This window comes from Bariatricus sp. HCP28S3_A4, assembly GCF_052066395.1.
Taxonomy (GTDB): domain Bacteria; phylum Bacillota; class Clostridia; order Lachnospirales; family Lachnospiraceae; genus Allocoprococcus.
On the sequence record NZ_JBQHSE010000028.1, the window covers coordinates 1 to 24307 of the forward strand.

Here is a 24307-nt window from a genome sequence, read left to right on the forward strand (position 1 = left end):
AGTAAATATGAAGGAAAGTCCAGGTCAGGGTTGTTTCACGAAGTATTTTGAAACTACTAAGACCTCCACATTTTTTGGCAAGAAACACTTTTCCCTCTTATATATTTTTCCTTAATTTCTCTGTCATCCGCTAAATAAATCAGCCGTTCCAGCCTTTTTCCCACATCTAGTTTCTGCGGATGCTCCAGGCGGCTGTCATCCAGGACAACCGCATCAAATTCATATCCCGGTTCAAAACTTCCTACTCTTCCAAAGAATGCTCCGCCTCCTTTTGTGGCCATATAGAATACTTCATCAATTGTGAGTGGTTTTAAGGAAGAATCCAGCATTCTCCATCTGAGCTTGGAGACCTGAATTGCCTGTGTCATGGCATAAAAAATATTTTCTGATGAACCGGCAGCCACGTCACTCCCCAGCCCAACATGAATTCCTTCCTCCAGGAAACGACGCACAGGTGCTGCTCCCGATGCCAGATTTGCGTTAGATTCCGGACAATGAGCGACAAAAACGCCCCGCTCTTTTATCATTTTTATTTCTTTCTCATTACTATAAACACAATGCGCCATTATTGTAGGACATTCTCCACCAAACAAATCGAATCTGGCATATGCATCTGCATATACTTCTGCCCAGGGACATAATTCTTTCACCCATTCTCCTTCACTCGGATTTTCCGAAAGATGAGACTGTACTGGAAGCCTATAAAGCTTTTGTATCTTATTCAATTCATTCATAAGCTCATCTGTACAGCTTGGAGTAAAGCGTGGCGTAAGAATCGGAAGTGTATTTTGATATTTCCGGTTCTCCACTTGCATCAGCCATTTTACAGTTTCTTCCGCCGATACCCTGTAAGACTCCTCACGCAGATAATCCGGTGCATTCCTATCCATATTTACTTTACCCACCATAGTTACTAATCCACTTTCTTCCAACCGATCCATCAAAAGCATCGTTGCATCACGATGAACCGTCGCAAACACACACGCCCTTGTCGTTGCACTCTTTTTAAGATTATCGGTAAAAATTCTGTAAGCTTTATCTGCATATTCTAAGTCCTTAAATTTGGCTTCTTCCGGGAACGTATTTGTTTCCAGCCAATCCAAAAGTTCCAAGTCCATTCCAAGGCCACGGAATGAATACTGGGGTGCATGGATATGCAGATCCGTCAGCCCTGGAATAATGATGTGATCTCCATAGTCAATAACCGGCAGATTCTCATATGCATCCGGGATTTCTTTGAATACACCTTCGCTTCTACCTTCCACACAAATTACATATTGATTTTCTGCCACTTCAATATTATCACTCTTCCGGCTGTAGCAAATATTCCCTTTAAGAATAAAATCGGTTCCCATTTTATTTCTCCTCTCTCTGAACGTAGAAATTCCCACTGCTTTGATATAAAAGCAGCGGGAACTTATAGTCAACTATTATGGTAGTTTGTAGAAACGTTCAACCAATCTTGAACATATATAAGTTTTTTTGTTTTTATTTTACCATTTTTTCTTTATCATTTCAATAGGGGACAAACCGCCCAATTTATTATATAATTTACACACAACACTAATTATATTAACGGCGGTATACATATGGAAAAAACAAAGATTACAAACAAATTAAAACTGATTCTGTTTTGCGCCATCCTTGGTTCAGTCTCAGGTGCAGTTCTATGGCTCTTTCTGAGATTAGTTCACTTCGGAACGGAGTTTTTATGGAGCAAACTTCCGTCTGCTGTGGGAAGCCCTATCTGGTATCCTATTGTAGCCTGTACTGTGGGCGGTGCCATCATCGGCATATTTCGGAAATGCTTCGGTGACTATCCGCAATCGATGGTAACTGTCATCGGTACAGTAAAGAAAACCGGCACCTATCCTTATCGCAAAATTATAATCCTTCTGATTGCCGCAGCTCTTCCGCTTATTTTCGGAAGCAGTGTTGGTCCGGAAGCCGGAATGGTAGGTGTAATGGTAGCTCTGGGATGCTGGGTAAATGAAAATGTTAAATTTGCGAAAGACAATACGGATTTTTACTCCAAAGTCAGCGTGGCGGTTTCACTGTCTGCCCTCTTTTATTCCCCACTTTTCGGCTTCTTCTCCGCTGTAGAAAATGAGGATGTCTCCCAGACGGAAGAGAAAGAAAATATAGACTCTAATTCAAAGCTTCTGGTTTATGGGGTTTCCATTGCCTCTTCGCTTGGGATTCTGACCTTACTCAACCAGCTTTTCGGCAAAGTTTCCGAAGGTTTTCCTAGTTTTGAAAATGCCCAGCCCGACAAATGGGACATAGCAATGCTGCTCGTATATCTGATTTGCGGAATATTGCTTGGCCTTTTCTTCGAGAAATCAGAAATGTGGTTCGAAAAACTTGCCGAAAAAACTCCTCCGATCTTAAGTGAGCTTCTGGCCGGACTGGTTCTTGGCTGCGTAGTTGCTTATCTTCCGGTTATTCAATTTTCCGGGGAAAGTCAGATGGCAGTGCTTATGAACGATTACGCCAAATATGCACCTTTAGCAATGATTGGAATTGCTTTTTTGAAAATATTGATAACAAATATGTGCATCCAGATGGGCCTCAAAGGAGGGCATTTCTTTCCGGTGATTTTCTCGGCTGTCTGCCTGGGATACGGGATCTCCCTTTTTGTATTTCCACTAAGTGCTGCCCACGCAACCTTTGCAGCTGCAATAACCACGGCAGCCACTCTAAGCGTATCCATGAGAAAGCCTCTGGCAGTTACATGCCTTCTGTTTCTTTGCTTTCCCGTCAAGATGGGATTATGGATATTCCTTGCCGCTGTTCTGGCAGGCCAGGTGACAAAAAATAAATTATAGCTTCTAACGGGGTGCTCGCTTGATTGGCACCCCGCATCAACACACATACAGCTGCAATCTCTGCTAAAGAGTATTTCTTCTCATCTGATAAAGCTTCATAGCCAGTTCAACCTCTGTATGTAAAGTAACATCTTTCAAATCCATATCCAGTATTTCGCAAATTTTCTGAAATCTATACTTTGCGGAATTGTAATGAATAAACAATTTCTGTGATGCTTCTTTGATATTCCATCCACATTCTATAATCATGTCGAGAGTTTTCAGCAAATCCGCATGGTTTTTTGTATCATACAATTCCAGGGGCTCCATATATTTCTTGCAGAACACAACCGTTTCACTCTGATCGGAAATCGAAAAAAGCAACCTGTAAATCCCCATTTCATCATAAAACATGATGCAATCAAATTTTTCCATTTGATAGCCTAATTCCACTACCCGCTTCGCTTGCTCATAGCTTTTGTGAATATTAATGATTCTGTCAACATATTCCCCGACCGCCATTGTAATCGTGAACGGCACCACATTTGAAAGATACTTCTGTATCTGATGAAATGCTTCTTTCAATTTTCCTTTAACAGACGGAGTATAATCATCAGAAATTAAAAATGCAACCGTATCACTCTGCTTATAATATTTTGAATTAGGAAAAAACTGCTGCATATATTGAATGGACGCACGAAATATACAGTCTGTATAATTCTGTAATTTTGAATTCTCCTCCGGATCCAATTTCGTCAAATAATTCTTTTTGATATTATTGATGTCTACAAGAACCGCAAAACCTCCTTCTTTAAAATCCCATCCATACAGCTGAGCTCTTGTCCGAATTTCTTCTATCGTTTTAACATTATTGAAAAAAAGATCCTCCACAAACGAAGTTTTGTATTTTTCTTCAATCATTGTATTGCTGATTCTCATCTGCATCCTCAGAATGATAACAATGCTTGCATATTCGATAGCAGTTTTATAGATATTTATTTCCCAATCATTTTTCCCTGCCATTTTATTTCTTTCTGTGAGATCTACAAGATACCCATATTGTCTTTTTTTATCTTCCACAACAAAATATTCATATTCATCTGTATAATCCGAAATATTCTCACAATAATCTTCATACTTTTCATTTTCATCGGAAAAATAGTTTTTTTCAAACACCTTATCTATAAATAGCACAGGAGATTTAATCAAATCACTCAATGTATATAGAATCTCAGGTATACTGCTTCCTTTAATTGCCAATTCTATAAAACTTTTATGAATATGGCTGGATTCCTCCAATTCTGACGCCTGCACAGATATAATATTAGAAAGTACCGGGTTGATAATATCACAAAAGGCAAATTCTCCCGGACACGATATAAGCGGAAAATGTTCCTTATTAGCCAGTCCTATTGCTTCCTCCGGAATTTCTTTCAGATAACGATCTAATTTCACAACTAATGCACTGATTCCCTTATGAATTACTTCCTTTGTAAATTCAATAAATGTTTCCTCTTTATCACTTACCGCATATGCTGTAGTGATCACAACTTCATTTCCCCGAAGCCAGTTCAATCCGTCCGGAGTATCTATAACAGTAACTGATGATATTTTTCTGTCTAATCCTGATTCTCCTGCAATCACTTTCAAATTATTCTTCAATGAGGGAACCTGCAGCAACTCATATACTGTCATCCTATTCTCCTTTCTTCTGAAGTCTAAGGTTTTCTGGTATCTAACATTGATAGTATAATATTTTATTACAAAAACGTCTTTGTATCTTATGTATAAATAAGCATATATTATTTTGTATGTCAAACACAATTTTTGTTATTTCAATTCTGTTTTTTATTTCTTTTTTTGTACTTCAAACACATGTTTTTTTCATTTACAGAATGCTATACTTCTTAACATAACAAGTGTTAACACGAAAACAATCAAATGATTATAAGGAGTGAGATTATGGATTATGTAAAAATTTCAAATTCAGGCGTTCTTTGGCTGTTGTGTGGTGTTACGGTAATCATTTCTTTTGTTCAGGCACTTTTATATATGCGCATGGCAAAAAAAACTGCAGTAAAAGCAAATATTTCTAACGAAATTCCCAAAACCGCTTTTCGTGTCGGATTAATATCCGCTATCGGACCGGCTCTTGGTGTTTTCATTGTTATGGTCGGTTTAATGTCTTCGATCGGAGGTCCACTGGCATGGCTTAGGCTCTCCATCATCGGCGCAGCTCCCACTGAACTAACAGCAGCAACGCTCGGTGCGGAAGCTTGCGGTGTGGAGCTTGGCGGCGCAGGATTTACGTTAACTGTAATGGCTGTCAGTTGGTTTACAATGACATTAAATGGTGCCGGATGGCTCGTATCTACAGGCGTGATCACACCTGCTCTCGAAAAAGTCCGAAACAAAATAAGCGGCGGTGACGGAAAATGGCTGATTATTCTAAGTGGTGCCTGTTCTCTTGGTATCTTCGGTTATTTAAATGTAAATGAAATTTCCAAAGGATTTGGAAATACAGCTGCCGTATTAGGCGGAATTTTCAGTATGATGTTCCTTTCAAAATTTGTAGTACCAAAATTTCCAAAACTGCGTGAATATACTTTAGGTATTACCATGATAATCGGAATGGCCTGTGCAATTATTTTTGATTTGGCTGTCGGTTTATAGTGAGTTTACAGGAGGTAATAGAATATGGACAATAATCAACTTTTAAAAGAATGGAAACGAAATAGTATTCGAATCGGAAGCCCTACCAATCTTCTAGCAGCCATCACTTCATTCATCCCGGTTATCTGGCTCTGCACGAAATATAATTGCTGGCCAGATCCAAAACTGATTTTTTCTGCATGGGGAATGGTTGCCCTGTCTTTCGGTGCTTTCTATATAGTGGAGCCGGTTTCCTATTATGCTTCACTGGGTCTGACTGGTACATATCTAAGTTTCCTTTCAGGAAACATAGGAAACATGCGTGTTCCCAGCGCAACAATGGCTCTGGAAACAACAGGAAGTAAACCCGGAACTCTTCAGGCTGAAGTTGCATCTACCATGGCAATCTGCGGTTCCATCGTAACAAACCTGATTGCCACAACCAGTGCTGTATTAGTTGGTTCAGCTGTTGTATCTGTCCTTCCTGAATTTATTACAGCAGCCCTTACCAAATATGCTGCTGCCGCCATTTTCGGAGGAACATTCGGAACATATGCAGCCAAATACCCTAAAATAGCTGTATTTGGCATTGGACTTCCATTACTTTTAAAATTCACAATTGCTCCACCGACATGGATGCTTATCATCGTATCTGTATTCGGCAGCCTCGGATTTGGTAGATTTTTATATGTAAAAGAAAACAAAAGCACTGCATCAAAGAATGCATAAAAGAATAATAGGAGATGTTAAAATGAGCATGTGGGAAGAATGTAAAGAACTTCAAAATGACCTTGTAAAAATGAGAAGAGACCTTCATCAGATTCCGGAACTTGGCAAGATTCTTCCAAGGACCCAGGAATACATACTAAATGAATTAGAAAAGCTTGGAATTCCTTATAAATGTTCAAAAACAGATAGCAGCATTATTGCTGATATCGTAGGGGGAACTCCCGGCAAAACGATTGCGCTTCGAGCTGATATGGATGCGCTCCCGATCAAGGAGCTGAATGCTGTAGATTACGTTTCTAAAAATGAAGGGTGTATGCATGCCTGTGGACATGATACACATATGACTATGCTTCTTGGCGCTGCAAAAGTATTAAGTCAACATAAAAATGAATTAAAGGGTACTGTGCGTCTTCTGTTTCAGACCGCTGAAGAATTGTCCAAAGGGGCACAGATCATGATAGCTGACGGCGCTATGGCAGGTGTCGATGCTGTATTCGGGCAGCATATCGGAACAATTCTCAACAAAGACATCCCTGCCGGCAAATTCATCCTCACCCCAGGCTGTTGTATGGCTTCATTTGATCGATTCGTTATCAAAGTAGAGGGACATGGGTGTCATGGCTCTACTCCCGAAAAAGGTATTGATCCTATTAATATCGCTTCACATATTGTCATTTCTCTTCAAGAAGTAATTGCAAGAGAAATTTCCGCCACCAAACCGGCTGTTCTCACAATAGGTTCAATCCATGGTGGTAATGCATACAATGCGATTCCGGACACAGTTATGATTGAGGGTACCATACGTGCTCTTGAGGAACCTATAAGACGTAAATTAGCTCAGAGAATTGAAGAAATTGCAAATGGTGTCGCCTCTACCTTTGGCGGAACCATTGAATTTGAAATGGATTGGGGTGCGCCTCCGGTCATCAACAACGATGCTATGGCCCACCTCGCGATCGATGCGATTACGAAAGTAGCCGGCTCTGAAAATGTGATTACACAAGTACCTGCTCCAAACATGGGCGGTGAAGATTTTGCTTACTTTTTAAATGAAGTTCCGGGGGCATTTTTCTTTTTAAGTTCTTCTAATAAAGAAAAACATACGGATGTCGCACACCATAATCCGTTATTTAATATAGACGAAGATGTTTTATATCTTGGATCTGCTGCATTTGTTTCAATAGTAGAAGAGTTTTTGAAATAAACAAAGGGGGCCGTGCCCCCTTTTGTTCACTCTATTCTTTTTTTTCTAAACTTCTCCTGACCTCACACAGGAGTCCGGTTCCTGACAGTAGCAATATCATGATCCAGAATACTGCCTGACTCTGATCTCCTGTTTCCACCTTTGTTTCACTGCCATCCGGTGGCTGATCCTCATCTTTTGCATCATTCTCCGGAACATCTTCCGAAGCTGCTATCACATAGGCTTTGACTTTTGTGCTCCCGGCATAGTCCGGATCTTTCGCCTCCTCAGCCAGAGCTGTCTTGGAAAAACCCAGGAAGCAGATACAGCTAAGAAGAGCCAGGACCATAACTCTTCGTATCAAATTTCTCTTTGTAGAGATATGTTCTTTTCTACTGTGCATTCACGTTTACAATTCTTGTATAGAAGTTCAAAGTTCCGGAATATGCGCCACCCCAAACATCCAGATCTTTGCCATATAACTGGTTGCAGTTTAATCTCAACTGATTCGTGTGCTCCTGAACTGCACCGGTGAATGTTATAAACAGAAATCCATTCTGATACCACGTTCCATCCTGAACGTTCGAATTTTGGTCATACATCTCATATGTGAGGGAACAATCTGAATTTTCTCCCAGCAGTTTAAATGGATCATTCATTGATTCTGCAGTTTCATCTTTCACCAGAACAGCAATGCCCTGACCAGCTGCTAAGCCTTCAGCTTTTATACATTTGACTGTAATATCTACAGAAGAATAGGCATCTGCATCTGTTGTAGGCTGTTGCAGCGTTCCAAAGTCAACACTTTGCGGAATGGTAATAAGATAGTCAGGTTTATTATCATTATCCGTAACATTGGCGTGTACTTCCGTATCTCCCCTTTGCCTGGTCTCTTCTGACGGATCAAGCTCAATATCTGCTGCCAGAACGCCCATTGTGCAAGATACCAGCATTGCTGCTGTACATAACCCTGCCATCATTTTTTTCATTACTGCTTTTTTCATCTGAATTCCTCCTACTTCACATACAATTGAAACTCTGTGCTTCCGCCATTTAACGGACTGTTGTCCTCGATGGCGTAGCATTTATATTCTATAACCGCCTGATACTCTCCTGTTTCAAGTTCCTGTTCGATGGAAATTTCCTCCAGACCTTCTCCTGGTTTTAACTCCTCAGACTCAAAGAGTTTCGTTCCGTCTGCAAGCTTCAGTACGATTATAAAATTACATGTATTATCTGCCGGATTGCCGATACTTACGGTCTGCTCTTTCGTATTCGCTTTCATGACCATACTTGTATATCCCGGTATCATAATCTGTTTTCCCTCAGCGGGCTTTTCCGGTTCGATATCCACATCCCATGCAACGACCTGGGCAGATGTATGTTTTGCTTCTTCTTTCTTATGATTCATCATAAACCAGAAGATTCCTGGGGGTGCTATGGCAGCCCCAATAAAGATAATGATTATGATTGTTTTCGTTTTTCTTTTCATTTTATTTACTTGCTTTCTTTCTTCTCCAGTAAAGGATACCTGCCGATGCAGAACCTGCCAGGATGAAAATTCCTAACCAAAGGAGCAGATTACTGGTATCTCCTGTTTTTACCACCTGAGACAAGATGCTCTTTTTCGCCAATACGGCAAAAGGAGCAAGTTCTTCTACTTCTTTGGAAGCAATCATCTGCTGATTGATTGCCAGTTCTTCTACTTTATCGTTTCGGTAAACAAGGACTTTATAATCTTTTCCGCGGTATTTTGACAGATCCAGTTTCAGCTTCAGTGTTTCTTCATAGGCAGCCGGCTGTCCGTCTTCGTATACCAACGCCGGTTCTCCACAATAGAGGATCTGTCTGTCTGAATTCTCCACATACTTCTGGAAAGCCTTGTAAATTTCATTTTTCTTATCCAGTTCCGTCAGCTGAAGCTTGGTATCTTTGTGCATAAGGCCTTTTACCGTAAGTCCTTTCGATGCATTGATTAATTCTGTTTCCACTACCAGAGAAGATAAAATCTTCGGATAAGCAGAATTCTTGGAATCTGACCTTGTCCATCTGCAAAGTCCCTCTTTTCCTTCCGTCAGAGTATTCAGTTCATCCTTGAAAGCATCCGATCTCATCTCTTCTTTTGCCTTTGCTGTTCCCTGTTCTTCTCCTCCGAATAATGTATTCAGGTAGAACGTATCTGAGATTGCTCCTTCGCCACTTCGGGCAGACGCCGTTTCATTTTGCCCACAGACAGCCCCAACGGTCTTAGCTTCTATTGATGCAGAAGCACAGTATGCTATATGAATGATTCCGTTTCCTGTCAGTGTTCCGGTTATTCCGCCTGCGATTCCGTTTTCACCCGTTTTCAGTTTTCCCATACTCAGACAGTTTTCTATGGTTCCACTATTGATTACAGCAACTCCGCCGGCAATTCCGTCCGAAGAAGCTGCCGTAGCCTCTGCATAGTTTGCGGTATTTCGTATCACACCTTTATTTTCAACAACAACACCGCCCGCCATGGACTTACCTTTTACAAAGGTTGTTGTTTCGGATAACGGAAGGCTTTCTCCTGATAATTTGTCTACAAAACTTCCGGAAAGATTTGATCCGCTGATACATTCATCGATCAATCCATAATTGGTAAGGGCAATTCCTGCTGCCTTCTCTCCTTCAACAGTCTGGTAAAAGATACCGAGGTTCTTGACGGTTCCCATGGAACCAATGGTGTCAAAAAGTGCTGCGTCCCCATCAGTCGGCTTCATATCAAACCGATAGACGTAATATCCTTGTCCATCAAATGTACCATTGTATGGCAATTCCGCTGATCCGATCAATTCTGTTAATGTTTCACCATTTCCGAAAATGGTATTCATCAGTTTGAAATCAGCTCTGTTATTCTTCTTGACAATTTCCGGAATCTTCTTGAAATCTTCAAACGTGTAGATCTCATATGTTTCTTTCTCAGGCTCGGTATCATAGTTTGAATAGGTTCCGTCGCTCAAACGGTATACAGTACCATGCGTATTGTCAAGTACCGGGTAATCATCCGGTGTTTTTCCATTATCAATATTCTGATACCATACCTGTGTTCCATCAATCACTTCCCGGTTCAGAAGATATGCTTCCTCACCACTCTTAAACTCGCCTACCGTCTTCGCCAGTGCAAGTGTATTGTCATTTACAATATCCGAATCTCCCAAAAACGGCTTGCTTCCTATTGTGTCAAGATAATAGCAGTTCTCAATTCCATCTTTCTTCGCATGAATGGTTCCGGAGATTGTACCATAATAATCCATTCTCTGTGTAGAAACCTGTCCATAGTTATAACAATCCGACAGAATGATGTCTTTTCCGCTCATATTAATCAGACCGGCAATACCGCCTGAACATCCGGATCCGCCCACGTTTTCGGCCGTATAATAGTCAATTTCCCCATAGTTCGCACAGTTTTTAATGATTGTGCAGCCCGGATAGGAATCATCCTGATATACAACACCAACGATTCCACCTGCACCATAAAAGTCCATATTCAGAACAATACGTCCGGAATATGTACACTCCTGTATCGATGTCTGTGCATTGATCTGTCCTGCAATTCCACCTGCGCCATACAGCATTCCGGATATGATATTAACATGAGAATTTACTCTCTTGATCACACCGCCGGAAGTTGTTCCCACAACACCGCCTACAGCACTGCTTGTACTGCCCGTTGTAGTTAGATTTCCTTTCAAGGTAAAATTCTTCAGCGTCGCTTTTTCTGATTCCTCACTCACTTCCGGTGCCGTGACAAGGCTCTGGAAAAATCCGGTATCCGAATTCGCCTTAGTCATTCTATAATCAGAAATGGTATGTCCCTGTCCGTCAAAGTATCCTCTGAATTCTACGATTGCTTTCCATTCGTATTTCTCATCTGCCGGATTTTTAAGCGAAATATCGGATACAAGAACACCATGTGCATCCGGTCTGGCTTCCTCAATAATTGCCCGTTGATTTGTTATAAACTGCCGGCTGATACTCACCACAGGTCATACAGAATCCGTTGTCATAAGGATGATCCACACATACTGCTTCATAGTATAATGTGATATCATGTCCCGGCATTACAAAGCTTCCCTTTCTGTCGCCTTCATAATTTGTTTTTAACTGGATTTCCTTATAGGTGTCACCCTCATAATAGCCAACACTCTCCACGTTGTCCCTCACATAAAAAACAACGGTCTCTCCTTCTTTAAAAACATTGCTGTAAGAATCTAGCGTGATTGCATCATCAAATATCTGATTTGTGCCCTCCGTATACACTTTAAAGCCTTCGCATGTATTCAGCACAAACGTTGCGTTGGAGTAAGGAGCCGGATATGTATACGTAATATATCCGTCTGCATCCGGAATCAGATTGTTGATCTGCTCTTTTTTCAGGATGGTTTCCTCAGAGGTTACTTTCGTCGGATTATCGTAATCATTATGTCTTTGCAGTGTAAGGGATTCAAATGTCGTACGTTCTCCTATTTTAAATTTTAATGTTACTTCCTGCCCGGCAGAAACCGTAACCGCTTCACTTGTAGTAGTTCCATCTTCTGACAGCAATGCGATTTCTGCAATTCCCGACCCTGCTACAGCGGTATCGATTTTTGTTTTGTAGTATCCATCACCGTCACTTTCTCTGTCCTGCTTCAGGATGACCGAATATGCCGTTGTATCGTATAATCCATTTTCCCTATCCGGCTGAATATCACTTGCATTCAATTGCGTAATCTCAAGATCCGTTCCGGGGTGCTGACTTTTCGTATCTGCCAGATAGAAAATCGGATAGTCTGTGCCAAATGCGCCGCCAAGACTCATATCATACTGCGGGAAAACAAAATATGTTTTCGCATCGTCTGCCTGTAACAGATATTCCTGCAAATAGTTTGCCGGTATGCTGCCCAAAGCGCTGAATACCGGTGTCGCAAATAAACTGTGACAATCCGAATTCATCACTACACAACTGAAGTTCTGCAGACCGTCACTGTAGCTTCCTCTTGTTAAATTAAAGAAATCGCAGCTCGGCACATGGACATCCTTTGACGCAGCATAATCTTCTTTATGATCCATATTAATCAATCGCAGATTCTCCGGAACAGGGTCACCTGAAGTTCATGATGAATTGCCGTTTTGTGAAAGATCAAAAACATAGTAAATATCCATTCCTGACGGATTTGCTTCTGTTTTTTGAACGGGAACCGCTATCCTGTTAAATTTCATGTATGAACCGGTTACATTGGAAGATGATGAAACATCATCAAATAAGTTTGTATTATTCCCATCTGCCAAACCATAAGCGTCGCTTATAGTTTGCTCTGCCACATAGTCATCAGAAGTAAATTCACTTATGTAATCTTCGTTCTCCAGATTAACCGTTGCGAAATCTCCGGATTTAACAAACTCCTCCAGCTTAAGACGAATCGATCCGGCTGCGGATTCACTGAATACAACCTCCCTGTCCAACATGGAATTCATAGCTTTGGCAACATCATCATTCAGAGTATTTAGATCCTTAGCCCAATTCGCGTAATTGTTCCAGATCTCATCATCATCATCGTATTTCTCTTCAAAATAATCTCCACGCTGTGACAGGAACTCTTCATACATCAATTCCAGCTTAATGATTTCCATAAATTGTTTGTCAATGCTTGTAATAATGTAATTATACTGATCATCCGAAAATCCGTAAGCCTTGTATGCAAATTGTGCCGCGGCATCCGCGTAATTCTTCTCATTTCCAAGAGCATCGGTCATCTTCCTAATAACTGATTTGAATACTCCGTCAATCGTACGATCCCCGAATATGATTTCGCGAATCTCCTCTTCTTCTTCGTCTCCAAAGGCATATGCTTTCGCTTGATAAACCTCACTGAAAGCTTGATACAGGTCTTCTTTACTCTTATTCACCTCTTCAATCGCTATCGTACCATCATTATAGGCCTTTGCTTTTTCCATATACGCCATATAAGCTTCTAATGCACTATCGACATTATATAAAGATTCATATATTTCAACATCCTGGCGCCACTGCTGATTGAGTGCATTCTTTGCCGCTGTATAATCAGAATTCGCAAGCGTCTGTTCTATTTCCGCATTATAATCCGTAAGATGCTGGTCTATGACCTTTACCTCATTCAAGATCTCGTTGCAAAGTGCCTGAATCTCAGCCAGTGTCTGTCCGGTACTGCTTCCTCCGAAAACCCACGTATTCAGCATCGAAGCTACCTTCTTAAAATCTTCATCTCCGGTTGCGTTGGCCACTTTAACAAGCACCGTACCGCAAAGAGAAAGTCCGGTAGAGTATAGTTTATTAATACCAAAAGTGGTTCCCGTCTTTGCAAATACATTTTCCTTGACCGCCGGCGCACTCGCGGTATCTTCCGCGTCTTCGGCAATTGCTGAGAGAGGCATCGCTGAAAATGCAAGGCTCAGGCTCAGCAAAGCCGCCGTCATTTTTTTCAGAAATCTTTTTTTCATAACCGCTTCCTCCTCGTTATATAGGGGTAAATAACCGAATTGAACAAATAATCCTCAATCAAACACTTTTTTCAGCATCTCTAAAACTTCTTATCTGCCGCGTCACCTCTATCCCGTTCATATCGGGCAGTCGCCAGTCGATAATATACGCATGGAACGCGTCGTTTACCTCGATTGCCTGTTTTGCACGCAGAACCGCCTCTTTACCTGAGACAGTCCATTCCGACATGTATTAACATTTTTGTAACACTATCACAAGTATAAAACTGACTGCGATGATCTCATATTCAAATCCTTCGTAAATTCCGGAAACAGCAGGTGTAGCAAACACCATAATCTGTGGCTGACCGTAGGCAGGGAACCGCGGTTAAATGGTCGAAATCCCTCTTCAACTCCTTCAACACCGGATTTCAGATATTCCTTTAGCTTCGTTCCATCCATTTCACACTGGTATGCCTCCAGCGAATTCGGCATAATCATGTTGCCAACCATCTTCTCGGTATAATCCGCTTTGAATAAAGAGCCTGTAAAGCTGTACGCAGGTGCAATCAGTACATCGCTGCCATAAAATCCGCGCAAAGTATTTGCCATAGCGGAATAGGATTCATTGCCACCTTTTTTGTGGAATATGCGGGAATAACTTCGATTGATGGACAATACCGTCTCGGCAGTATCCTCCTTCGGCTGCTTCAGCTGTGCATCAAACGCCTCATAAGCCTGCTTTGCGTCATATTCCCCCTCTATCATCTTTGATACAACATCCTCTCCATTTGCAAAATGATTCTGACCTTCTTCTGAAAGCATAACCTCCAGCACCTGCATTGCTTTTTTCTGCCGTTTCGTATCCTTCTCCAGATCCGTAGGAAGAATGTTCACATCCTTTATAAATTGTTCCATACTCTCAAACGCTCCCGGCCATACATCTTGATCCAGTCCCACCGAATCTTCTGACGGATTTTCGTAATCGCTGCGCCACATACGCCCTTCCATAGATGTGATCTCCGGGATTGACAACCCCTGAAACACTTCCATACAGGTATAATCATAAGCAAAGTCCGCAACAAATCCACGGATCCCTTTCTCTTCAAATGACTGACAGGCAGAAACCATGCTGTCATAATCCGTTGGCAGCGGGATATCATATTCCTCAAATAGAGCCCGGTTGGCTACAAGACTGTCTACCGTACCACAGATTGTAAGCCAGTTGACCGTTCCGTCCGAATTGGTAAAATTGTCGATATAGGATTCATAGATCGCGCCTGCCTCCTCGGTCGTGGACAGATCCAACAGTTGATCCTTCAAGTCCGCCGCATCATGTAAGGAAAAGCGGTGGCAGGTGATGATATCGGGCAATTCTCCATTTTCATTCATAAATTTATAAAAATCCAGATCATTATTGCCCACAATAAATTCGATGTTCACATCCGGCAGCTGCGACTGGATATAGGGTGCGAAACGATCGTTTAACATATTCCCCCAGTCTCTCTATTTCTTTCCTCCAGATTCCAGCCCCAAAACTCTTCGAACAGGCTGTTCAAAGGCAATCATATCAATCGGCTCCACCAATCCCATCCGCGTTTTCGATAACCTCTTTTTCATTCAGTACCGGATTTCCCGCAGGCAGCTAAACTTAATACCATAACCGTTGCCAAAAACAGACTTATAAACTTCTTTGCTTTCATAGCTTTTTTCTCCTTCAAATAACTCTCATCTTTCGTTATCAGTAACACTGCACTTAGAATTATCACAAATTCCGAAAAACGCCGCGTTTAAACGACTTAAAAAACATAGATATTGATGTTCAGATCCGACAGGAACGTGAAATGCTTTCATTGACACGGGAAAGATTGACCGAAATATAAAATGACATAATAATCCATTTCATCAACACTCAACGTATTGTTTCATTATACTATTTTTTTGCGGAAAACAAGGCGTATTATCTATTTTTCTTAAATATACGATTGTTGTCACAGGAAATGTCACTATTTCATTTTTGTCACTTGAAATTACACTTTTTTTACATAAAACATAAACTCTGTTGTTCATATTCCTGCCTGCGCATTAGCGGCGGCATCGTCTTATGCAGGGCAAATTCCAGAAACGTATTTTCATATACCCAGTCTTCCAATTCAGATCTGTCCAGTATCAAAGGCATCCGATGATGCACAGGACTAACCGATTCATTTGCCTGAGTGGTTAAGATAATGAAATGATCTTCATCCTGAAATCGATTGTAAAATCCAGCCATGAATAAGACAGGCTGGTTTTCTCTAAGGAATGTCACTTTATTCTTATCCGGATCCCATTCATAGAACTGTTTTGCCGGAATGATGCAGCGTCTGTGCAGCACACTATCCCGGAACGTCTTTCTTTCCAAAACAGTCTCCGCTCTTGCATTGATCAGCAGCCCTTTTTTCTGATATTGCGGGAAGCCCCATGACATTTCTTCTGCCGTAAGATATGGCTTTCTTCCAATGATTACCGTGGCCAAGTGAGAGGGATAAATATCACCGGTCAGTTCTCTTCTAAGCTTCTCATCTACCTCCCGGACCACCTTTTCTATTTCTTTAGCTGTATCATTATCCACATAATATCGTCCACACATTATCTTTTTCCTCGTTATTAATGCACATCCTAATACAAAGTTCCCATATATTTCTCATCTTTCAGATGCATATAGCACTCATTGATCTGTTCAGACTCCATCATCTGCAGGACATAGTCCATTCCTGTGGCAAGTTCCTTTTCTTTGAACGCTTCTATCGGAATCCAGTAAACGCTTCCTTCCTCAGAGCTATGTAATGTTCCTGAATACCGATTCGTTTTATACAGGAATATCACATGATGAGTATTTGATTTATCCCAATGATATATGCCACAGAATATGGGATTTTCAATCGTAAGTCCAGTCTCTTCGAATATTTCACGAATAACAGCATCTGTAAAGCTTTCTCCTTGTTCTACATGCCCACCCGGGAACGTCGTTCCTGTATAACTGTCGTTTACTTTATCCAGCGCAAGTACATTTCCTTGCCCATCCTGCACCATACACATATTCATGAAGCAGACTGTTTCCGTTTTCTTCTCCTCATATTGGTTAAGGTCGCGTCTCACACGTTTATTAATATCAGACCTCTTTTTCTTATAGTGTTTTGCAACTTCGCCATATGGGATCCAGATATCCGCTTCTACGATCCGATCGTATACTTTGAAGATGACTTCCTCGATGTGCTTATCTCCGGGAAATGTATAATTCTTTTCGTAATATGCTTTTGTCTCCAGATACATCCATTCGGCTATTTTTTCTTTCTGTTTCAGCTTCAGATGCGAATATTTTTTATCCGTCTGAAGAAGTTTTCCATCAATCATCTCATGATTTTTCCGAGACAACGGTACCATCCCCTTCTATTCTTCCATCTTTTTTATAATTCCCTAAACACCTGATTTTATTTTACATTTTTTTGGTTCTCTTGCATACCATTATTTACCCCATAGAAATTCCACCCGGTACCCCGATTTTGGGGCTTTGCATTAAAAAAGGGGACTTGAATTCACAAGCACCCCAATCTGGTGTAAATCAATCCATTTTATAAAGAAAATTTTCGTAATCTTTTACGTAATATCTGATATTTTTTCGGCCTTTTTGAATAATGATATGTCCCTATCCATTTTCTCCTCAAAGTAATGCATCAATCTTATGTTAAAATCCCACTTGTTCTGAGGATATGATCCATATCTTTTCTTCACATCACTCATTCTCTTGTTGGTAACATAGATTATTCCTTCCTTCATTTTATGTTTGTATGTCTGTTTCAATGGCTTCCAGACCGGAAAGCCCATCCGCACAGTGATCCACCTCATAATTTTCAAGGCGCAGGATCTGACATAATGCCTGCGCCATCCTTTTTTCATCTTCAACAAGCAATATTTTCATACTGGTACACCTCCACTATTATTTGATTATAACATAAAAGTTTAAAGAAACATTGAAAAAACTCTCTCTGCTATTTCGTATGGTTTTAGCTGACTATTTGCATAAAAAATACGCGTCGAGAAAACATAATTATATGCTTTCGCAACGCGCATTTGATCAGAGTATTTCATTTCGATTGACTGGAATCACAAATTATCCTCCGCCTGCACCCACGTGATTCCTACTACTTTTTTCCCATTGGAAAGACCGCTGTTTTTCATTCCGCTCTTAATGATCTTTTCCATGGAGTTGCAATCCAGCTTAATCGTAGAACTGTCTTCCAGTTCTACCAGACAGCATTGGCATCCCCTGTTTTCATGATCACACAACTGATATGCGGCTCCACGTTTCAGAGCCCCGATTCTTTCAAGCGCATCAACCGTCCGATAGACTGTTGCGATCCCGATTCCCGGATCTTTCTTCGCGGCGAGAATATATACTTCTTTACAGCAGCTGCAGCATTCGTTCAGAATAATATCAATTAATATTTTCCTTTGCTTTGTAATCCGAAACCCCTGTTTTCTGAGACACTCTATCGCATAGTCTTTTTTTATTTTATGATCTTCCATGGCAATGTCCGCTGCAGTGATTGCAATTTTGTCCGCACTGTAAGGATTTCCCGGCTTTTTTATCCTTAATCATGCTTCGTATAATCATTCCTACTACTCCCACAAGTAAAACAAATACGACTGCTGTTCCCATAAACTCTGTGCCTCCTTATTATTTATTGCAAATGATTCCTGTTATGCTCTTACTTTACCGGCTACGCTTTTCGGCACAGTAAGATTCTGGCTTTCCTTATAAGGACGGAACAACAGATACAAAAAGCAGGCAATGATGATAAATGCCACAACTGTCCCGATTCCAAATGTACCTGCCGTGATTAAAGTTCCAACCTGGTATACACACAGGGATGCTGCATACGCGAGAATCGTCTGATATCCTATGGCAAACCAGAACCATTTTACATTGTTCATCTCTCTTTTGATTGCTCCCATCGCAGCAAAACAAGGTGCACACAGCAGATTAAAGATCAGGAATGAATACGCTGCCACTGCTGTCATAGATCCGGCAAGGCTTCCCCAGATCTCTGCTCCGTCTTCTGCCACTTCTCCAAATCCGTACAGAATACCGAATGTTCCGACTACATTTTCCTTCGCTACAAGTCCTGTAATTGCAGCCACTGCCGCTTTCCAGTCGCCCCATCCGAGCGGCGTAAAGATCCATGCAATGGCTGAGCCAAGGGCTGCCAGAATACTGTGATTCATATCCTCTACCATACCAAAGCTTCCGCTTTCGAATCCGAAGCTCTGCGCAAACCAGATAACAATCGTAGAGAGAAGAATAATCGTTCCTGCTTTTTTAATAAAGGACCAGCCACGCTCCCACGTACTTCTAAGTACATTCCCTACCGTCGGCAAATGATAAGCCGGAAGTTCCATCACAAACGGTGCCGGGTCCCCTGCGAACATTTTCGTTTTCTTCAAAATAATACCGGAACAGATAATCGCAGCAATTCCAACAAAATATGCACTTGGTGCCACCCATGCAGCTCCGTCAAACAATGCACCTGCGATCAAAGCAATGATCGGGAGTTTTGCACCGCACGGAATAAAGGTAGTTGTCATAATTGTCATTTTACGATCTCTGTCATTTTCAATGGTTCTGGAAGCCATAACACCCGGAACGCCACATCCCGTACCGATCAGCATCGGAATGAAGGATTTGCCGGATAAACCAAATTTTCTAAAAATCCTGTCCATAATAAATGCGATACGTGCCATATATCCACAGCCTTCCAGGAATGCAAGGAAAAGGAATAATACAAGCATCTGAGGAACAAATCCAAGCACCGCTCCAACGCCACTGACAATACCGTCGACTAAAAGACCTGTTAACCAGTCCGCACAGCCGATGGATTCCAGACCAGTCTGTGCCGCAGGGATGATCCATTCGCCAAACAACGTATCATTGGTCCAGTCTGTCAAAATGGTTCCCACGGTAGTAACAGACACATAATAAACAATAAACATCACAGCTGCAAAAATCGGAAGTGCAAAGAAACGATTGGTTACGACGCTGTCGATTTTATCTGACACCGACATCTGTTTTTTTACACGTTTTTTATAACAATCTTCAATCATACTTCCAATGTAGTTATAACGTTCTCCGGTAATGATACTTTCCGCATCATCCTCCATCTCTTTTTCGCAGCTTACAATGTCTTCTTCGATATGATCGAGAAGTTCTTTCGCAAGATTCAGGCTTTCGCGCACTTTTTCATCCCGTTCAAACAATTTCACAGCATACCAGCGTTCCATACTTTCATCTACATGTCCCGAGATCACTTCTTCAATATGCGCAATTGCATGTTCTACGCATCCCTCAAACTTATGCGCCGGCTGTACATTTTTCCCGCTTTTCGCAATTGCAACCGCCCTGCGAATCAGTTGGTCGATTCCTTCACCCTTAAGTGCGGAAATCTCAACGACCTTACAGCCGGTGTCTTTGGAAAGACGGTCGATGTCCAGTTCTTCTCCATTCTTTCTTACCAGATCCATCATATTTACAGCAATAATTACCGGGATTCCAATTTCCGTAAGCTGTGTGGTCAGATACAGGTTTCTCTCCAGATTCGTTCCATCGATGATATTGATGATCGCATCCGGTTTTTCACCGATCAGGAAATTTCTGGATACCACTTCTTCCAGCGTGTACGGTGACAAAGAATAGATACCCGGAAGATCCACCAGTATGGCTTCCTCGCCTTTCGTTGTATATCCTTTGATTTTTCCTTCTTTTTTCTCTACCGTTACTCCCGGCCAGTTACCTACAAACTGGTTTGAGCCGGTAAGTGCATTGAACAGCGTCGTTTTTCCACTGTTCGGGTTCCCTGCAAGTGCAATTTTGACTCTCATATTCTTCCCCTTTCCGATTATACACCGCAAATTATTTTTAGTTTTCCCTAACCTCTTCTCAAAAAAATAAGCACTATTGTACCTCTACCATTTCTGCATCCGCTTTTCTCAAGGACAGCTCATATCCCCGGACAGTAACCTCGATCGGATCTCCAAGCGGTGCCACTTTTCTTATGTAGATTTCCACATTCTTCGTAATTCCCATATCCATGATTCTGCGCTTCAGGGCACCCTCACCATGAATTTTCACGACCTTTACGGTCTGACCGCACTTTGCTTCTCTTAATGTAGCCACGTCTCATTCCCTCCTATATCATAATCTTCTTCGCCATTTCCCTGCTGATTGCCACCCTCGAATCTTTCACTTTCACAATCAGATTTCCATTAATCTCTGATATAACGGTGACGAATCCGCCCATCACAAATCCCAGACTTTCCAAAAAACGTCTTGTCTCATCCTTTCCTCCGATTTTTCTGATCCGGATCTCCCGACCGGTTTCAGCCATTGTTAACGGCATCATAATCCACCCGCTTTCACTGTCTAATAATAATTATCAGTTATCCCTTACGCAAGTTAGTATATGCTTACTCAGTTTTCATGTCAATACCTTTAATTGATAATTATTTTCATTTATGGATAGTGCCTTTTCCATTCTGAACTTCCTTGACAAAAAAGTATGGATGATTATAAGTGCCCTATACCATCACATTGGGAATCCCACAAAAACCACATCATACCATCGTTACAAGATATTACCCCAGACGAAAGAAAATACATCATAAGATTTGCTTTCTTTCTGGTTGCGAAGCGTTTTTGAGCGGCAATTGCTGATTTATCTCTCTGCTCAACCACCTACCAAACTAGAAGTTATCGCTCAACTCGCACTTGTTTTGCAATTATTATATACTCACCGCCCTCCACATTCTGAACGAAAGCAGCATAATCATCAATATTCTTACTGAAGTCGCCTAATACATCAAAGCAATTCAGCATATCATGTTCATCGTCTTCATCATAGTTGTAATCGCCTTCTAACAGAAACACTTCTTTTCGTCTATCAAAAATTCCTCTCGTGATAGATTCAATGAATCCTTTATCTCTAATACAGTACAATCCAAAGGCTTCAGCACCTATCATGCAGTCGAACAAATTGATTCTGAAATCAATTGCTGCAACATTACTAAAGTGAATTTTTACGGAAATTTTCTCTCCGTTCTCTTCATCATACATCTTTGATGAGAATACCACTTTTGAGTCAGTGTTCTTCGGCTTAATTTCTATTTTAGGAATTCTGGCATCGAAGTTTGCCAGAATCAGTTCTGCTTTTTTCACACTCTATGTTCTCCTTAAATTCCGATTATATAGTTCTGTCAATATCCCCAGGTCATCAATTTCCACTGACCACCATCCGTACGAGCCAGCCACCACTGCCAGTCGCTGTACTCTTCATCTGCATTCCACGCTCCGCCACCTTTTTTTGGTGAATGAAAATCACTTTTGAACATGATACATTGTGTAAATGTTGCCTTCGCATCATTAGCTTCTTCCAACTCGTTCATCCATGCAATGTTGGATTCACTACATTCATCATCGGATGAATAGGAAATACTATGCAGTTCGCAACCATCCCAAGTATTGAATTCCTTTTTAATCAGTTCTATAGCTGCATTCATATCCTCTTCTGTATAAATAGAAGAATTCCATCATACTGAAATTTTCCTGCTTCTGTATTATCAGCAAAAAAATCGGATAAGGCTTTTTCATATTTCAATCTCCGCCCTTCAAGTATGCTGTCGGCATTTCTCTACAGCTAATCTTCTATGGATTCTACTTTCCACATTGTTTTCGTTTTACCCATCTCATTTTAATGAGATGGGTGTACCTTTTGACACCCTAATCATTTTAATATAATTATTCAATTTTTCCACCTAACGACACCGAGCCGCCTGATAAATCAGACGGCTCCTTATGCAGAGCAAATTCCTAAAATGCATTTTTACAGTGCTACAGCACATGTCTTTCTTTTATCCCAATTATAAACATCCTTCCAACGGAAAACACCTTACTGGATTGCCCAGATATCTGGTTTATCCTATATACTACAAACTTTTCAATGAATGTATGCGTGCCGTAGAAAACAAAAGCTCTGTTCATTATGCTCCCAAAAACAAACGGAAAAACAAGTAAAAATCCATGTAAAACACGCAAAAAGCAGGAACCTAATTTCCCCGCGAAAAGCAATTGTTCCTGCTCTTTTTTCTACATACTTCCTCCATACTTCAAAATTAATTAACCAACTCTATCACGATTAGTGCAGTCAATTATTTTTTATCTGCTTTACCATACAATAGCCAATCCCTATATGTGTCTGGATACATTTATTAGAGCTATCTTTCTTTTCTATTTTCTTTCTTACAGTTGCCACATGAACCCTGAGTGAAGCAATGTCTCCTTCCAAAGAACTTCCCCATATTTCCTTCGCGATGTGGGTATGAGTCAGCACTCTTCCAAGGTTTTTCGCCAACAGGCATAAGATTTTATATTCAATTGGAGTTGCATGAATTTCTTCCTCTTTCACATATACTGTCTGCATTTGATAATCAATGGTCAAACTGCCATTATGAAAGACAGGATCTCCCCCCTGCTGATTATTTTGTATGTACTGAATTCTCCTATAGTTTCTTCTGATTCTTGCAAGAAGTTCCGCTGTTGAAAATGGCTTGGTAATATAATCATCAGCACCGGCATCCAAGGCATCAATCTTATCTTTATCTTCACTTCTGGCACTTATCACAGTAATTGGAACAGTTGACCAGGTACGTATTTTTCTTATTACATCAACCCCATCTATGTCAGGAAGTCCCAGATCCAACAGGATCAGTTCCGGTGTCTGTGTTGCAGCTTCCATAATCGCCTGATTCCCATTTTTTGCCACATGATATTTATAGTTTTCTGTCTCAAGGGCGGTTGTGATAAGACTGCGAATGGCAGCATCATCTTCTACCACTAATATATTTGAATTATTCATGAATCTCTACCTCCTCAGCAGGCACCGTAAAATCAAAAATGGCACCTTTCGGTTCATTATCATAAACCATTATTTTCCCACCATGTGCATTGATAATTGATTTACAAAGAGCAAGCCCAAGACCCAGACTCCGTTTCGAATCCGTTATTTCATTATTTGCCGTATAAAACATTTCAAAAATATGCGGTTTATCTTCATCCGGAATTCCCTTTCCATTATCTGCGATCTGCACATGTACAAAACTTTTTTCTTTCTTTGTAGATATCACGATCTCTCCGCCTGGAGGCGTATACTTCACCGCATTATCTGCAAAAGGTCTGGATAAAGATGAAAAAGATAAAGAAGGGAAATATATCCGCCGCGAGCGTTATGCCGGAAATGTAAGCAGGAGCTTTTATGTGGGAAATAACGTTCAGAGAGAAGACATCCATCCGAAATTTGAAAATGGTATTCTTTCCTTTACTGTTCCAAAAGAGCAGAAGGCAGTAGAAAACAGCTCCCATTATATTGCCATTGAAGGTTAATCTCAA

General features: G+C 41.0%; 27 protein-coding genes, 2 pseudogenes and 1 riboswitch. Of the genes and pseudogenes, 5 read left to right on the forward strand and 24 right to left on the reverse strand.

Features of this window, described 5'->3' with window-relative positions; genetic code table 11:
- Positions 1-56: 56 nt before the first annotated feature.
- Positions 57-1355, reverse strand: coding sequence for an amidohydrolase family protein (locus ACTNBF_RS12865; RefSeq protein WP_427819936.1), 1299 nt, complete (start codon positions 1353-1355; stop codon positions 57-59).
- A 45-nt stretch (positions 1356-1400) separates the two neighbouring features.
- Positions 1401-1496, reverse strand: a riboswitch (purine riboswitch).
- 93 nt (positions 1497-1589) lie between these two features.
- On the opposite strand from ACTNBF_RS12865, the gene ACTNBF_RS12870 reads away from it, so the two are divergent.
- Positions 1590-2828, forward strand: a complete 1239-nt coding sequence (locus ACTNBF_RS12870; RefSeq protein WP_441018831.1) for a chloride channel protein — start codon at positions 1590-1592, stop codon at positions 2826-2828.
- 63 nt (positions 2829-2891) lie between these two features.
- Here the strand turns inward: ACTNBF_RS12870 and ACTNBF_RS12875 are convergent, their stop codons facing one another.
- Positions 2892-4502 carry a PucR family transcriptional regulator gene (locus tag ACTNBF_RS12875; protein ID WP_441089410.1) on the reverse strand — a complete coding sequence of 537 codons (1611 nt, stop codon included), beginning with the start codon at positions 4500-4502 and terminating at the stop codon, positions 2892-2894.
- A 267-nt stretch (positions 4503-4769) separates the two neighbouring features.
- On the opposite strand from ACTNBF_RS12875, the gene ACTNBF_RS12880 reads away from it, so the two are divergent.
- The 3 genes from ACTNBF_RS12880 to ACTNBF_RS12890 are packed head-to-tail and all read left to right on the forward strand — an operon-like array spanning position 4770 to position 7392.
- Complete coding sequence (locus ACTNBF_RS12880) at positions 4770-5480, forward strand: DUF5058 family protein (RefSeq protein WP_427819933.1); 711 nt, start codon at positions 4770-4772, stop codon at positions 5478-5480.
- Between the two features lie 24 nt (positions 5481-5504).
- A complete protein-coding gene (locus tag ACTNBF_RS12885; RefSeq protein ID WP_427806921.1) occupies positions 5505-6188 on the forward strand; it encodes a hypothetical protein in 684 nt (227 codons plus the stop codon).
- Positions 6189-6216: 28 nt separating this feature from the next.
- Positions 6217-7392, forward strand: coding sequence for a M20 metallopeptidase family protein (locus ACTNBF_RS12890; RefSeq protein ID WP_427806936.1), 1176 nt, complete (start codon positions 6217-6219; stop codon positions 7390-7392).
- A gap of 31 nt (positions 7393-7423) precedes the next feature.
- Here the strand turns inward: ACTNBF_RS12890 and ACTNBF_RS12895 are convergent, their stop codons facing one another.
- The 22 genes and pseudogenes from ACTNBF_RS12895 to ACTNBF_RS13000 form a co-directional block, all read right to left on the reverse strand.
- The gene (locus ACTNBF_RS12895) at positions 7424-7774 is read right to left on the reverse strand and encodes a hypothetical protein (RefSeq protein ID WP_441089411.1); all 351 of its coding nucleotides are present in this window, start codon (positions 7772-7774) and stop codon (positions 7424-7426) included.
- Complete coding sequence (locus ACTNBF_RS12900; RefSeq protein WP_427806924.1) at positions 7764-8375, reverse strand: hypothetical protein; 612 nt, start codon at positions 8373-8375, stop codon at positions 7764-7766. Before ACTNBF_RS12900 ends, ACTNBF_RS12895 begins: the two co-directional genes overlap by 11 nt.
- Positions 8376-8386: 11 nt before the next feature.
- Complete coding sequence (locus ACTNBF_RS12905; RefSeq protein ID WP_441089412.1) at positions 8387-8863, reverse strand: hypothetical protein; 477 nt, start codon at positions 8861-8863, stop codon at positions 8387-8389.
- 1 nt (position 8864) lies between these two features.
- Entirely contained in the window at positions 8865-11375 is a 2511-nt protein-coding gene (locus ACTNBF_RS12910) for an LPXTG cell wall anchor domain-containing protein (protein ID WP_441089413.1), read from the reverse strand.
- Positions 11329-12447: a hypothetical protein gene (locus ACTNBF_RS12915; RefSeq protein ID WP_441089414.1), complete on the reverse strand. Its 1119-nt coding sequence runs from the start codon at positions 12445-12447 to the stop codon at positions 11329-11331. Before ACTNBF_RS12915 ends, ACTNBF_RS12910 begins: the two co-directional genes overlap by 47 nt.
- 42 nt (positions 12448-12489) lie before the next feature.
- The gene (locus ACTNBF_RS12920) at positions 12490-13854 is read right to left on the reverse strand and encodes a hypothetical protein (protein ID WP_441089415.1); all 1365 of its coding nucleotides are present in this window, start codon (positions 13852-13854) and stop codon (positions 12490-12492) included.
- A 76-nt stretch (positions 13855-13930) separates the two neighbouring features.
- Positions 13931-14120 (reverse strand): annotated as a pseudogene (locus tag ACTNBF_RS12925) (hypothetical protein); the annotation flags it as partial.
- Complete coding sequence (locus ACTNBF_RS12930) at positions 14107-15324, reverse strand: hypothetical protein (protein WP_441089416.1); 1218 nt, start codon at positions 15322-15324, stop codon at positions 14107-14109. The gene ACTNBF_RS12930 and the pseudogene ACTNBF_RS12925, both read right to left, overlap by 14 nt.
- Before the next feature lie 125 nt (positions 15325-15449).
- Positions 15450-15584 carry a hypothetical protein gene (locus ACTNBF_RS12935; RefSeq protein ID WP_441089417.1) on the reverse strand — a complete coding sequence of 45 codons (135 nt, stop codon included), beginning with the start codon at positions 15582-15584 and terminating at the stop codon, positions 15450-15452.
- A 290-nt stretch (positions 15585-15874) separates the two neighbouring features.
- Positions 15875-16462, reverse strand: coding sequence for an SOS response-associated peptidase (locus tag ACTNBF_RS12940; RefSeq protein WP_441089418.1), 588 nt, complete (start codon positions 16460-16462; stop codon positions 15875-15877).
- A gap of 29 nt (positions 16463-16491) precedes the next feature.
- Positions 16492-17226 carry an 8-oxo-dGTP diphosphatase gene (locus ACTNBF_RS12945; protein ID WP_441089419.1) on the reverse strand — a complete coding sequence of 245 codons (735 nt, stop codon included), beginning with the start codon at positions 17224-17226 and terminating at the stop codon, positions 16492-16494.
- 243 nt (positions 17227-17469) lie between these two features.
- On the reverse strand, positions 17470-17649 hold the full coding sequence (locus ACTNBF_RS12950) for a hypothetical protein (RefSeq protein WP_441089420.1): 180 nt from the start codon (positions 17647-17649) through the stop codon (positions 17470-17472).
- 1 nt (position 17650) lies between these two features.
- Positions 17651-17791: a hypothetical protein gene (locus tag ACTNBF_RS12955; RefSeq protein WP_427819926.1), complete on the reverse strand. Its 141-nt coding sequence runs from the start codon at positions 17789-17791 to the stop codon at positions 17651-17653.
- Between the two features lie 185 nt (positions 17792-17976).
- Positions 17977-18399 (reverse strand): transcriptional repressor, encoded by a 423-nt coding sequence (locus ACTNBF_RS12960; protein ID WP_441026668.1) that lies wholly within the window; start codon positions 18397-18399, stop codon positions 17977-17979.
- Positions 18386-18532 carry a FeoB-associated Cys-rich membrane protein gene (locus tag ACTNBF_RS12965; protein WP_441026670.1) on the reverse strand — a complete coding sequence of 49 codons (147 nt, stop codon included), beginning with the start codon at positions 18530-18532 and terminating at the stop codon, positions 18386-18388. Before ACTNBF_RS12965 ends, ACTNBF_RS12960 begins: the two co-directional genes overlap by 14 nt.
- A 41-nt stretch (positions 18533-18573) precedes the next feature.
- Entirely contained in the window at positions 18574-20748 is a 2175-nt protein-coding gene (feoB, locus tag ACTNBF_RS12970) for a ferrous iron transport protein B (protein WP_441089421.1), read from the reverse strand.
- A gap of 73 nt (positions 20749-20821) precedes the next feature.
- A complete protein-coding gene (locus ACTNBF_RS12975) occupies positions 20822-21043 on the reverse strand; it encodes a FeoA family protein (protein WP_427819924.1) in 222 nt (73 codons plus the stop codon).
- Between the two features lie 13 nt (positions 21044-21056).
- On the reverse strand, positions 21057-21269 hold the full coding sequence (locus ACTNBF_RS12980) for a FeoA family protein (RefSeq protein WP_427819923.1): 213 nt from the start codon (positions 21267-21269) through the stop codon (positions 21057-21059).
- 347 nt (positions 21270-21616) lie between these two features.
- On the reverse strand, positions 21617-22081 hold the full coding sequence (locus ACTNBF_RS12985) for a hypothetical protein (protein ID WP_441089422.1): 465 nt from the start codon (positions 22079-22081) through the stop codon (positions 21617-21619).
- A 38-nt stretch (positions 22082-22119) separates the two neighbouring features.
- Positions 22120-22422, reverse strand: coding sequence for a hypothetical protein (locus ACTNBF_RS12990; protein WP_441089423.1), 303 nt, complete (start codon positions 22420-22422; stop codon positions 22120-22122).
- A gap of 644 nt (positions 22423-23066) precedes the next feature.
- Complete coding sequence (locus tag ACTNBF_RS12995; protein WP_441089424.1) at positions 23067-23777, reverse strand: response regulator; 711 nt, start codon at positions 23775-23777, stop codon at positions 23067-23069.
- The gene (locus ACTNBF_RS13000) at positions 23770-24075 is read right to left on the reverse strand and encodes a sensor histidine kinase (RefSeq protein WP_441089425.1); all 306 of its coding nucleotides are present in this window, start codon (positions 24073-24075) and stop codon (positions 23770-23772) included. The genes ACTNBF_RS12995 and ACTNBF_RS13000 overlap by 8 nt, the downstream gene beginning before the upstream one ends.
- Between ACTNBF_RS13000 and ACTNBF_RS13005 the strand changes: the two are divergent.
- A pseudogene (locus ACTNBF_RS13005) lies at positions 24068-24301 on the forward strand (Hsp20 family protein); the annotation flags it as partial. The gene ACTNBF_RS13000 and the pseudogene ACTNBF_RS13005 sit on opposite strands and share 8 nt — an antisense overlap.
- Between the last annotated feature and the right edge of the window lie 6 nt (positions 24302-24307).